Origin of the sequence: Paraburkholderia sp. RL17-337-BIB-A, from assembly GCF_046025895.1 — a bacterium.
GTDB classification, from domain to species: domain Bacteria; phylum Pseudomonadota; class Gammaproteobacteria; order Burkholderiales; family Burkholderiaceae; genus Paraburkholderia; species Paraburkholderia fungorum_C.
Genome location: NZ_JARESY010000002.1, coordinates 1,903,029 through 1,915,827, shown reverse-complemented (window position 1 = coordinate 1,915,827; position 12,799 = coordinate 1,903,029). Strand labels below are relative to the sequence as shown.

9 protein-coding genes and 1 pseudogene are annotated in these 12,799 nt (G+C 55.3%); 3 read left to right on the top strand and 7 right to left on the bottom strand.

Annotation, left to right across the window (positions count from 1 at the left end):
- Positions 1 to 662: 662 nt before the first annotated feature.
- Positions 663 to 2,225 (top strand): peroxidase family protein, encoded by a 1,563-nt coding sequence (locus tag P0D84_RS29455; RefSeq protein ID WP_408342448.1) that lies wholly within the window; start codon positions 663 to 665, stop codon positions 2,223 to 2,225.
- Positions 2,226 to 2,412: 187 nt separating this feature from the next.
- Positions 2,413 to 3,515 (top strand): annotated as a pseudogene (locus tag P0D84_RS29450) (IS5 family transposase).
- A 205-nt stretch (positions 3,516 to 3,720) separates the two neighbouring features.
- Here P0D84_RS29450 and P0D84_RS29445 read toward each other — a convergent pair.
- The 6 genes from P0D84_RS29445 to P0D84_RS29420 all read right to left on the bottom strand — a co-directional run bounded on the left by P0D84_RS29445 (position 3,721) and on the right by P0D84_RS29420 (position 9,558).
- Entirely contained in the window at positions 3,721 to 4,749 is a 1,029-nt protein-coding gene (locus P0D84_RS29445; RefSeq protein WP_408342446.1) for a hypothetical protein, read from the bottom strand.
- Between the two features lie 42 nt (positions 4,750 to 4,791).
- Positions 4,792 to 5,889 carry a hypothetical protein gene (locus tag P0D84_RS29440; protein WP_408342444.1) on the bottom strand — a complete coding sequence of 366 codons (1,098 nt, stop codon included), beginning with the start codon at positions 5,887 to 5,889 and terminating at the stop codon, positions 4,792 to 4,794.
- A 44-nt stretch (positions 5,890 to 5,933) separates the two neighbouring features.
- Positions 5,934 to 7,280: a DNA (cytosine-5-)-methyltransferase gene (dcm, locus tag P0D84_RS29435; RefSeq protein ID WP_408342442.1), complete on the bottom strand. Its 1,347-nt coding sequence runs from the start codon at positions 7,278 to 7,280 to the stop codon at positions 5,934 to 5,936.
- A gap of 330 nt (positions 7,281 to 7,610) precedes the next feature.
- On the bottom strand, positions 7,611 to 8,303 hold the full coding sequence (locus P0D84_RS29430; RefSeq protein WP_408342441.1) for a hypothetical protein: 693 nt from the start codon (positions 8,301 to 8,303) through the stop codon (positions 7,611 to 7,613).
- A gap of 123 nt (positions 8,304 to 8,426) precedes the next feature.
- Positions 8,427 to 9,017, bottom strand: a complete 591-nt coding sequence (locus P0D84_RS29425; protein ID WP_408342439.1) for a hypothetical protein — start codon at positions 9,015 to 9,017, stop codon at positions 8,427 to 8,429.
- Between the two features lie 136 nt (positions 9,018 to 9,153).
- The gene (locus P0D84_RS29420) at positions 9,154 to 9,558 is read right to left on the bottom strand and encodes a hypothetical protein (protein ID WP_408342437.1); all 405 of its coding nucleotides are present in this window, start codon (positions 9,556 to 9,558) and stop codon (positions 9,154 to 9,156) included.
- Positions 9,559 to 10,416: 858 nt separating this feature from the next.
- Here P0D84_RS29420 and P0D84_RS29415 point away from each other — a divergent pair.
- Positions 10,417 to 11,256: a DNA adenine methylase gene (locus P0D84_RS29415; RefSeq protein ID WP_408342435.1), complete on the top strand. Its 840-nt coding sequence runs from the start codon at positions 10,417 to 10,419 to the stop codon at positions 11,254 to 11,256.
- 153 nt (positions 11,257 to 11,409) lie between these two features.
- Here P0D84_RS29415 and P0D84_RS29410 read toward each other — a convergent pair whose 3' ends face one another.
- Positions 11,410 to 12,651 (bottom strand): DUF8371 domain-containing protein, encoded by a 1,242-nt coding sequence (locus P0D84_RS29410; protein ID WP_408342433.1) that lies wholly within the window; start codon positions 12,649 to 12,651, stop codon positions 11,410 to 11,412.
- Between the last annotated feature and the right edge of the window lie 148 nt (positions 12,652 to 12,799).

Sequence of the window (12,799 nt, the reverse complement as noted above, 5' to 3'; positions counted from 1 at the left end):
GGCCTGCTAAATAGCTTTAAGTCGAAAGCTGTTGAATGTTCATCGGGAGGAACTGCGTTGCTCGCCGACGGAACTGATGTTGTGGGGCGGATGATCGTCGTTCTGCGGCACGTCAAGCTATTTGGGCTCAATGAGCACGAAGGAAGGAAACGCGCTGGGGAATGCGCCACATTTGCGAAGACTTCATCGAATGAGTGGTATCTGAATATTTCCTCCTCGCAAATCTCAGGTCGTAACGTATCCAAAGCCAGATGGATGATCTTTTCTTACAGCGCCTGTGAATAGCTGCAACTTCAACTATGCAACTACGTTTGCCGTTGAGGCTGAGAGAAAATATTATTTTTGAAACCCGCCTGGAAATCATAGAAAAAATTACTGGATGCGGGTATTTTTTAAAATGGAAGGTTTACAAAAACTCGTCTGAAGCACGAGAGCATGGCACGGATTGATATCGGGCCGTGTTGTCGGTGAGCCGCTTTCCTGTAGGGCTATGATTTCGTCTGTGCGCTACCGCACGCTCGATATGCAACTTACCCATTGGCAACACGTAAGCTATACCTATACTTCGTCGCGCTAGGTAAAACAATACCTATTGTGAACGCAACCATATCGTGCGACTTGGATCGCCATTAAAGCCGCGTTCAACTTTCCGAGGAGCGATGATGAGCGATATTCCGAGGCACGGCGCCGCCGGCCAAAATCAGTTTTTGTTTGTTCGTTGCTTGCCAGCGCAATCTGATCAGCACAGCAAGGGCGATCTGGCGCGGCTGGCCCTTGATATGCAAGCTGCCGAAGATTCGGTTGACCCAGGGCCCGATGCCGAGGAAAACATGTTTGTTCCCGCCGGCTACACTTACTTCGGGCAGTTTGTCGACCATGATCTGTCGTTTGATGCGGTTTCGACATTCGACGGAAGCGTGTCACCCTTGTCGCAGCGCACGCCGCGCTTTGATCTGGACTGTCTCTATGGGCAGGGACCAACCGACCGACCGGATATGTACGATCCGACCGGCGTGTTCCTGGTTCAGGGTGCTGTGCTTGATGCGGAGAGCGGTCGCCGTGACCTGCTTCGCGACAGCGCGGATCTGGCGATCATAGGCGACAAACGAAACGACGAAAACTCCATTGTCAGCCAGATCCATGCAGCGTTCATAGCCTTTCACAACGAGATGGCAAGGAAGATTTCGGCCACTCGAGGATTGAACGGAAAGGCATTGTTCAAGGCCGCCCGACAGGAAGTCACCTGGACCTACCAGAAAGTTCTGGTTGAAGACTATCTGAAACGGATCGTCAGTCGAGAGGTAATTGAGAACTTCGATAAGCTTCGTCGACCGAACGCCAAAGGGAAGTCACAAGACGAAAACGCATTCAAGCTTTATGTCTCCGTAAATCGATCGGGCATTCCGCTGGAGTTCGCTGGGGCGGCGTACCGGTTTGGCCACTCTATGGTACGCAACGGCTACTTCCTTCAGGACGGGCAGTCGTTTCCGATTTTCGACGGCGTGATGGATGAACAGAGCCTCGTGGGATTTCAGAAGTTGCCCGTCAATCATGTGATCCGCGACTGGCGCCGCTTCTTTCCCGACTCGTCTCTTGAGAGCACTGCAGCGGGGAATACCATGAATCCGGCACCTGGCATACCCGCCGGAAAGGGAGGAAAGAACGTCGCGCCGGACGATGCTCCTGGCGCTCCGCGTCTCCAGTTTGCGTATCGCATCGACACGTCAGTTTCGAATCCTCTGGCTTCTCTCCCGGCATCGGTCGCCGATGATCCACCGCCATCGCTGATTGTCAGAAATCTCTGGCGCGGCGCCGCGTTTGAGTTGCCATCCGGCCAGGAGGTTGCTGCCAGCCTGGACATTGCTCCCGACTCGGTGAAGCTGATGGTTCGAGAACAGATCGCTTCGTCTCCCAGCAAGACGTTCCAGTATAGAGAAATCGACGCCATCTTTAAGGCCTCAACGCCGCTTTGGTTTTACGTGTTGGCCGAAGCACAACAGCATGTCGTCGCCAAGTTCGGAAGCGGAAAGTTTTCGGAGGACGACCTTCTCGAGAATGCGACGGAAACGGGTACGCAACTTGGTCCGGTCGGCGGCAGGATCGTGCTCGAGGTCTTCAACGGCTTGCTTGACTCAGATCCCGATTCATATCGCAATCACCCGGACGCTGAAAACTGGACGCCCATAGTCAAGAGCTTCCGTGTTTGGGACATCCTGACAGCCTGATGGGCGGAAATTGTCGACTTCCTTTTCGCCAGGTGCTGGTTCGCACCGACCATCCTGAGACAAGGCGCCCGCGAGGAAAATGCGTGCGCTTCTTTTAGCAGGCCGGTGAAATACCTCATGTAGCGGTCATCCGGGACGCAGGCGTAAACGTTGAACTGATGTCATCAATGAGAGCGAGATGGAACGGATGCGTGGGCCAGATGGTTTTACCGAGTCAATGTTCACGGTGTTGAAGCTGGACGATTTTGTACCGAAGGACCATCCGTTGCGTCTGATTCGCACCTGGCTCAATGACGCGCTTAAACGCATGGACGATGTGTTCGCGCGGATGTACGAGGCTGACGCGAAAGGAGGTCGGCCGAGCATTGCGCCGGAGAAGCTGGTGCGAGCTCTTTTGCTGCAGGTGCTGTATTCGATTCGTAGCGAGCGCATGCTAGTGGAACAGATTTCCTACAACATGCTGTTCCGCTGGTTCGTCGGCCTGCCGATGGACGGGACCGTGTGGGACCACTCGACGTTCAGCAAGAACCGCGACCGGTTGCTCGAACACGATGTGCTGGTGTTGCTCTTCAACGAGACGGTCGAGACCGCGCGCGAGCGCGGATATCTTTCCGGGGAGCACTTTAGCGTCGACGGCACGTTGATTCAGGCATGGGCCGGGCACAAGAGCTTTGTGCCCAAGGCAAGTCCAGACAAAGACGACACGCCTCCTGACGAACCGCCCGCGCCGAATGACAACTGGCACGGACAGAAGCGCAGTAACGCGACGCACCAATCGACGACGGACGAGCAGGCGCGCCTGTTTCGCAAGAGCAAAGGAACCGGGGCGATGCTCTGTTATATGGGCCACGTGCTGACCGACAACCGGCATGGCCTGGTGGTCAACGCACAGGTGACGCTGGCGACGGGCACCGCCGAGCGCGACGCGGCCGAGCTGATGCTTGCCGATGCCGCAAGTGTTGCGCCGCTCGGCATCACGGTCGGCGCGGACAAGAACTACGACACCGCCGGTTTCGTGGCCAGTTGTCGAGCGAACCGTGTGACGCCGCATGTGGCGCAAAACGATGGGCGTCCAGGAGGTTTTCAGCAATTGACGAGCGAACTACGCGCTGGGCCGGCTACGCCGTCAGCCAGCAAAAGCGCAAGCGCATTGAACAGGTGTTCGGATGGGGCAAGACAGTCGGACGAATTCGACAAGCGATGTATCGGGGACTTGAACGCGTAGACCAGCTCTTCGTGCTGACGCAGGTCGGCTACAACCTGACGCGTATGCGCACACTTGCCGGTTGAGGGGCAGGAAGCGATGGATAACACCGATATGGTGAACCCGCGAGTAACGCCGAATGCCCGCAAACGTGTTCCGCGTTTCAAAAGTGCAAACCCAGCATCCGTCGTAATGCATCTGAGCGCATCAACGACGGATATTTCAACGGCCTGTTAGACATTTGAACGGCACATCTCATGCACTGCGCATGCTGAGCGGCGTGTTATTGAGTCAGGTTGATGACCTTCCCGTATCGACGTGCCATTTCGGTAGCTCGGTGATGCGTTCTCCAATCCAGTTTACGGCTACTGCCATATCGTCACGTCGCTCGACTGGGTATTGCGCTCCCTCAACTGGAAGTTGTCCAGACGCGATGGCGTGTGGCTGGTCTAACCTACGTTGACCAGAACCGAAACGATGCCACGGGTATTCCACGAACAATGCGCCGGTATCGAGCAGATACAGCACGGCGATGCGACTCCGAACCAACTCAAGGTATTCGCTACTGCCCAGTATCGAAAGGCGGAGCAAGCCATCGGAGAATGTTTCGATTAGTCGCTCTGTTGACGTGCCTTTCTCAATCACAGGCGTAGCGTTCGCGGATGTTAGCGCGTGTGAACTCTCTTGCCACTCTTTCAACCGGGGTATTATCAAAACCTTCCGTTCGTTGGTCGCGTTCCCGATGATGGGTTGGAGCAAGTCGCGGTCGACATAAAATCGGTTGCCGGCTAGCCAAGGCTCCGCAAGGAAACGGGCAAGCGGTTCGCTGTCGGACGTCTTGATGAGCGTGTGTTGCAGAAATTGCATGACACCCGCCGCGTCGCCTGATGGCGACGGGAGATACCACCTGTTCATCAGCGTCAAGATTGCGTGCGGCAAGTCTTCGTGCCCATAACAGTCCCGAATGAGGGCAGGATAGTTATGGCAAAGGGACCAGAATGGAGGACGATAGTTGCCGTCAGGTTTGAGGTGAGAGTTGCCACTCACCTCAATGATGCGATGAACCCATTCAGCGGCGCATCGCATCTTCGCGAGATGCCTGGACAACAGTTCTCTCAGGTCTGTAAGCGTGTCGCGCGAGCCTAGAAGTTTCGATTTGTCAGCGTGGTCCTCGCGGACCCAAACTTCGAGAGCGGTCTCATCGATGTTTCTCCAGAATTCGACGCCCGTGTCCTGATGCAGGTCTAGCAATGATTTGGCGTACTCGAAAAGTCGCAGGACGTCGTCGTGCGGCACGGCAGAGTTGGTGTGGTTGAACATGATGTCGAGTGGTGTGATATGTGAAATACGCGTGCGGATGACTTAGAAAGGGACGTCGTCCGCCCAGAGGTCCAGACGACTTGTCGGCAGTCCTTCTACGCGGTTGACTATGAACCTGCATGGAAGAAGGTCATTCGTTACGGTAGAAGGCACGAGAGCCGGATTCTTGAAGGCCTGTATTTCTAAAGACTCTGCGGAGGCGATTCGCGCTTTTCCTGTCATGCCACGCCACGGATACTCGATGAGAAGTGCGTAGTCTGCGAACACGTATACAACCGTCAGGTGGCTTCGAATCTCTTTTAGCAGATTGCGGTTCGCGATAACTGGAATCCGCAACAGACCGCCTGCAAATACTTCGAAAGTGGCTGGCTTTCCAGAGACGTCAATTCCGAAAATGAGCTTTGACGCCGCGCGGGTGAGTGCCGAGTGCTCGGACTCGTTCAGCGAGTCACATCGGATGACGAGAACAGATTGCTCGTCAATCAAATCCTGGATTCGCTCGGGTAGCTCTTCGTAGAGGACGCGACCGTACGTGCCGGTATCTTCTGTCGGCTCGACAGGTTCAAACAGCTCCGGCCAGTCGACAGGAGTCAGACGCGAATGTTGCGCCTGGCGAGCGCTGTCGTGTTTGCACAGACGCGAACGAAATCGCCTGCGCTCGATAATCGCCTGAGCAGCCCTACGCAACCCCGGGTGTCGAAGGCTGTCGATTGCAAACGCACGTTCCGAGAAACCGAGGGTATCTAGCCAGTTCTCATCGTTCAGCAAGCGCCAGGTATCGTCGTACGTGTGGTTTGCGTACACGGAAGCACAACGCATCACATCGCAATAGAGCGTGAGAATATCTCGAAGAAGAGCCACATTTTTTGCGTCGTAGCGGTCAGGATTATTCCACGAGCTACCAAAGACCCATTCGCCGATGACGTCGGGGTCAAGGGATTCGTAGTAGGCGACACTTCCGTCATCGTGAACATCAATGAGGCGCGCAGCTTCGCTAAGGGCGCGTTGCAAATCCCGCGATGGATAGTCTGCGCCCGCATCGCCAATATCGGCCATAGCGTCATCGGTGTAGTAGCGTTGCGATTCCTCGTAAACTTCGCCGTGGACGCGTTCGCGGAAGGGTTGTGGGTCGATTATCATTGTGTCCTTCAGTTATTTTCGTGTGTTTGATATAGCTGCGCGTGTTATCCTGCGTTCGCGTATCGGACGTGGGCCTTGTGCAACGCCTCGCCAATTCGGGTCACGAGAGGCACAACTAGCGCGTTCCCCATTAACGCTGCGCGTGTGGCGTCCGAAACACCGGGCATATCGGTATGGCCCCGGGGAAATCCGTTGAGCGCCTCCAGCTCTTCTGGAGTCAGGCGGCGAAGTAGGCCGCTGGACTCGCGGATTGCGTGTTTTGTGCGCGCTGCGGTCGTCCCGCCTTCTGACGTGATGACCGTTCGCGACGGACGGTCCAAGGGGTCGGGGAACGACATTGCACCTTCTGAATAGTTATATGCAAAACCGTTTTTCGTTCGGGGAGTTTTCTTTGCTGCCTTCGCGGCGAGCCATTTTTCCTCGTCTTCTCTCTTGATGTAGAAAGTTGTCGGAACTGGACCAGTCCTGCTGACGATGTCCCCGAGCGTAAGCGGCGTTGCTTGACCGGTGAACTCGGTGAAGTCAGCGATTTCTGCCGCGTCGACAGCGAAGGTTCGAACTGCGCCGTCGAGCATCAATCCGCAGTTTGAAAATGGCGATTTGCCATTCGAGAGGGGGCGGTAATGGAGCTGTTCGTCGAACGGGTCTGAATGAAGGGTTGACGCCGGCGTGGCACCGTCAAGAGGATTGCGAGGAACGCAGGGAAGTGCGTCGTTGAGGACTGAATGGTCAAGCCACCCGGAACTGGCGGACGCAAGGCCCGCAGTCTTCATGTTCTGGTAGACGCCTGTTGACTCATGGTAAGCGACGATGAAAACTCGCCGGCGACGCTGCGCGTAGCCAAAGTCTGCTGCGTTGACGATGCGCCATTCGGCTGCGTACCCGAGCGAATTCAAAGTAGAAAGGATGACTGCGAAGTCGCGTCCCTTGCACGATGCCGGACTGGAAATCAGTCGGTCGACGTTCTCAAGCAAGATGTATTTAACCGGCTTGTCGTCCTCTTTGCGTTGCTTGAGGACTGCGGCAATAGACCACCACAGGACGCCCTTTTTTCCGGCAAGCCCGTTGGATTGCGACAGAGGTTTTGCTACCGAATAATCCTGACAGGGGAAACCACCGCAAAGCACGTCCGGTGATGCCTCGCGTATTGCCTCGCGCCCTGACTCGGACGCAAGGACCTCGAAAATATCTTGGTTAATATGCATTTGGCTCGGCCAGTGCGACGTATAGATAGTGCTGGCGTGCTGAACTTTTTTTGATGGTTCAAATTGGTTGCTGAATGTCACAGAGAAGGGTGTTCCGTGAATGGCTTCCAGACCAATTCGGAATCCACCGACTCCAGCAAACAATTCTGCGACTTTAAGTGTGTTGTTGTCCTTCGAGTACGACATCCTGATTCCTTGTTGCGATTGCGGAAACAGGTAAAGCGATGGGTTTTAGCCGGTTTTAGCCTTTCGTCGAAATTTCTCGAAAAAATTTGGAGTCGTGCCTAATGCGCGAGAGATAAAGGAGAGGCGCGGGTGGTAACGTTGTGGAGGAAGCCTCGGGGGCTATCCGGGTACCTGCAGGAAGGCGGGGCAGTGCGGATGGTGGGTATCGTGAATCGCAGGCCGCTTGTCGTCGGCGCTTGCCAGCATCGTGGCGCGGCTGGCGGCGTGCGGCGGTAAGAAGGGGTATTGATTACAGGCGAGACACTTTCGCCGCTGACCTAGGCAGAAGCGCTAAGTTTCGAATTCCGCGCTCTCAGGTGCCCTCGTCATGTCAATGCAGTCGGTAACAACAATGACGTTGCGCGGTAAGTTGCTCCGGAGTCTGCGCCGAATTTCGTCCTCGAACGAGAGTCCTGTGCAGTCCCAGTCTGCTGTGAGGCCGACGCTCGCCGCGCTGAGCATCGAGTCGAGATGCTGCGGATGGTACGGGTGAACCACTAAAGCGCACGAATCTTGTGCCTTGTAGACGATGGGCAGTTCGGCTTCAAAAATGTGAAAAACCCGATTACGCAGGCCTTCGAAATCGATGAGCAGAGTCTTGTAGTCAAAGGCAAGCAAGACCTTGAGTTGATTCATCTCGGCTGCCGGCAGCGCAAGCTCTGCGTATCCGATCAAGGCGTCCGTGGAATGAAAGGCTGCCGCGACGTCCCACTGTGTTTTCGCGGAGACGACGATGCATCCTTTCCCTGTGAATTGCTGTGTAAGTTCATCCGGCAAAGCGGTGCGATTGACCAGGAAACAGGTATCGCGATGCCGCCGCGACAGATGCCATACTCGGTCAAGTATTGGCGTTGAGCGTTCGCAGAAAAATCTTTGTACTGTTGGCGCGGTTGTCGCGATGATCGTGCCTGCGGCTGACTGCGAGGAAGACTGCACCGCGTTGGTTGAAGCAGATGTCTCCTGCCTCTGGATAATCTGGGACATTGTTGTTGATAAGTGACTCAAGTTTAGGAGCACGCGGGCGGTGTGCGCGATGAAAAACAGCGAGTGGGTATCTCTCTGTTCGGCAAATAAAATGGGGACGAGGACGCAGAAGTGCCGGATGGACTATGCGGACGAAGACTTGTCCTCTTTTGTATCCTTTCTGTGGATATGTCGGTTATCCAGAACCTGAAGTGGACTATCCGACGAGGTGTCATCCGCGTTATCCAGCAGCTCGGCGTATGTCGGTCGGCTTCCAGACTGGGCGGTTACCGCGCAAATGGATAGGTCTTCAACGAGCGACTCGGTCATCGGGACTTCTTCCAGGATTACCGCGTCGGCGAACTGGTAAACAACCAGCAGACGCCGGGCACGCGGGCCGCCCCACGCTTCGAAGGCATGGTGTGGCAAGGCGATAGCCTCGTCGCGAAGAAGAAGAGCAGCGAGATGTTCGTCCCCGGGCGTAGTGATGACCATGGCACCATAGCTCGCTGCGGTCGCTGGAAAGCCTGACGCCGCTCTGTTAGGAAGGGCCACGAGCACGCACTGTTCGTCCGGCAGCACCTCCCTGTTCGTCAATAACTCGCGAGCCGGAACATAAAACGAACACGGGTCCACTACCTCCTCGAGATAGGCGTGGATGGAGTCGAGCAGCTCGTCATTGAGGTCTCCGGCTGAGAGTTTTTCCTGTTTCACTATATTTTGAGCTGTTTGCATTTTAATTCGCGGGTTAAAGGCTTCCTGCAACGACTACGTGCGCGTGGCTTTAGAAAGCTGGATTTCGTATTGCTGGTTCCTAGCTTCGTTTGGCCATGGAGGAATTTCTCTGATGCGGTCTGACTACGTTGCGGATTCAGTGCATCGCAACTGATTGCAACATGTTGTCAAATATCTCCGGCCGATGTTCCATGAAGTACGCGAGCGTAGCGTCCGCAAGCTTTTCCGTCTGAAGCATATGCACGTCGACTGTGAGCGCGCTTTTGGCGATGCGCACGGGGCTTTTGCTTGCAACGAGAGTGGCATATTGCTCAAGAATTCCAGCTTCTCGCAGGAACACCGAACTCCGGACGAATGCATGCGCGTCGTGGTGTCGTACCTCATCCCTGAAACCGTCGAACTGCTGAAGCCGTTTCGCTGGCTCCAGGGCCGTCAGCATCTTGTCGCCGAAGACTGTCCGAGTTTGCAAACTGCCCTTCTTATTCCACGAGTCAAGCAGTCGACATACCTCCGGGTCGCCGAAGTCGGCAACCACGAACAAAAAGCACTCGCGAATGCGGTAGCTAAGGACAAGTACAGGCCCGTCGGGCGCGCGGAAGCAGAGCAAAGAGCACGGAGCCTCTTTTCCGGCGTATTTAGCCCAGCGAGGGGAATCGGTTCTCACAAGGAGGCAAGGCTCGCCTACAAACGGTCTGAGTCTCTCGGGCGCAGAGCCGTCCGGTTCGTATGTGTAGATTTTGGCGCCGGTGAATGATTTGTCGACCATAACTTGATTATTTGGCAGGTAAAGTTCTCGAGCGATTTGCTCGGAAAAATTAATAGAACGAGCAAATCATATTTGCGAGGGATGTATAAAACAAGGGGGTTTTAAAAATATCCAAATATTTAAACGGGCCGGATTGGGGGTCCGGTTATTTCGATTGGTATTTATCGAGTAAAAATTAATATTGCCTAGATAAATCAATACGTTAAATGATGTGATGTGCGGATTTATTGATGTCGTGCGTATCTCTGAGACGATGCGGTGTGCCGTGTGTGGCACTGGCGGTTATGACAATCGAGTTTGCACGCCATGATGTGCATGTCAGCAGGTTGCACGTTATGGCGTGCATCTGATGAGAAATCGGGTGACTGCCTATTCGACGAAATAGAAAAGGCAAATGCCACCACGTGTCTTCACGCGGCGAGACTATGTTCATGGAAAGGCGCCGCTAATGCGCAGCGCTGTTGCATAGCTCATCGGAACACAAAAGCGCATCGCACCGAACCTGTCCGGATTGGGCGACCGAAGTGTCAGAGGGAACGGCGAGGTGTGCCAGCGCGACCGCTTCTTGCCCCTTTGTGCGGTGGAGGCCGGTAGGGGGAGTCCGGCCGGATAAAACGACGTGCTTCACGTTGGATGCAAAAACATCCAATATCTCAAGCGACGTCGCCGCGCCGGCCGTTCCTCAAATGGGTCGGGGGCAAGACTCGAGTTCTGCCGCATGTCGTTTCGCTGCTCCCGCGCGGCAGGCGACTCCTCGAACCATTCGTGGGTGGGGGTGCTATTTTCCTTGGAACAGACTACGAGGAGTACCTGCTTGGCGATAGCAATTCGCACCTCGTCGAACTGTATCGGGAAGTCGCGGCACGACCTCATGAATTCATCGAAGTCGCAGAGCCATTTTTCGACGAGTCTTATCGGTCACAGGAGCGATACCAAGAGGTCAGAGCGTCGTTCAACACGGAAAGCAGTGGGATGTTACGAGCGGCGCAGTTTCTCTATCTAAATAAGCATGGGTTCAATGGGTTATGCCGGTATAACAAAAGGGGAATGTTTAACGTGCCGTACGGTCGGCCATCACGCTCCCCGAAGTTTCCTGTTGAGGAAATTCTCGCTTTCCATGAAAAGGCCCAACGCGCAACTTTTGTGTCTGACGACTTCGTATGGGTGATGCGTTCCGCGATGCCTGGCGACGTTGTTTACGCGGACCCTCCATATTGCGACCGGGACGATGCGGCCAGCTTCACTGGGTACGGCGCGGCGGTCTTCGGTATGGAGCGTCAGCTGGAACTTGCCCAGCTCGCGAGAGAGCTTGCTGGGCAGGGGATACCGGTTGCAATTTCGAATCACGACTGTGAGTTCGCCCACCAGCTGTACGCTGGCGCTGAGATTCACACCTACAGCGCACGCCGTTCGGTTAGTGCGGCGAGCGATAAACGTGGAGACGTTGGCGAGCTGTTGGCAATCTTTCGTTAGTTGGAGGTCCCCCATGTGTTTCGTCAAGCATTAGATGCGGATTTCGGTTGATAGGGGGTACCGTCGCGCAGCTTGGCGGGCAGGATGACCGGTAGTCCGCGACGGAAATGTGTGTGAAAACCGGCGAGATCGGTGCCCGTCCTGCCAATTCGGTTAGGCATCCCGTTCGCGGGATGCGACAACTTCAAGCGCTTTGGGCTGCCCACTCACGTCGATCACGACGACTGCGATGTGTGACCGGCGCTCGTCTGGCAGCAGGTCGACAAGTTGGGCTGACATCCCGGAAGCGGAAGCGGGCAAAGCAACGCCCTCGGGATGCCGAGGCATCGGCTTGTCCGCTACGTTGCCAAACCAGAAAACAATGTAGACGCCGTACCCTGATGCACCTGGGTCGCGCGTGTAGAGGCGATCCAGTTGCGACATCGGAGCGGCCCAGACATCAGCGTGGTAGTTCCGCTTGATCTCAACCGGTATCTTGAAATTACGCCATGTCACGACAATGTCTGCGCGCTTGCCGTGAACCATCCGGCCCTCAGGTTCAGCAGAGACGCCTTTTATGCGGAGACGGTCGCGAAGGAAATCTATCAGAACATCTCGACCACTCTCCTCGGATTTCGGGTCTTTAATCCGGGCAAAACTGTCCTCATTCCAGAAACGCTTGTAGATATTGCTGTTCGCGTTTGCAATCCATGTGCTCACATCGTGAAAAGTGTCCACAACCAACGCATGGAAGTCAGCGACGTTCGCAGGTGCGCCGTTTGACAGGGTAGCGATAGTCTGCGTCCAGTCGGGTTGCTGATATTCTGCATCACGCCGGCGTGCACGTTGTTCCGCTGCGGCATGAAGTAGATAGTCTTTGTAGGTTGACAGCGTGTCAATGTTCGCCAGGCGCTCAAGTGCGGCTGTCGCGGCTGCGCTGGTGTCGAGAGCAATCACGTTGATAAGCCTCCTCACGAATTCTGCGCCATCCCACGGGTTGCGATCGCCCGACCATCCGCCTTCAGGGTGCGGAGCATCGGGGAAATGGCTCGCCGCGACGACAACAATGCGCTCAAGTGTTGAAGTCGGAATTACGCGGCGCGAGCCTCTCCCGGCTATGCCGAAGTCTTTCAAAGTCCAGAGCAGGGCAACATGGATCCTGGCGCCCTCGACGAATCCTGACTCAAACTCGTCAGGCTGCAAAAGGACCGCCGATACCTGCCAATATGGGTAAGCGTGCGGTTCGAGTGAGCCTATCGTCAGACGATTTTTCGCGAGCGCCAGAAAGTCGTCACGGATTGAAACGTTGGCTACCACGACTTCCATCAAGCGGCGTAGATAATGCTCGGGCAGATTTGGATAACCGTTCAACACCTCCATCGCCACAGAAGCACGACACCACGCAAACTCATCCATTGAAAGCAGCTCGCTAAGGCCTGTCACGCTTTGCGGTCGCGCACGGAGGTCCGTCCGTACCACCTTTAGATAGACATCGAGCGCAAGTCCGGGCCTCTCTAGGGAAACGCTGAACAAAGCAGCATCGTGCAACGCTGTGCGCACGATG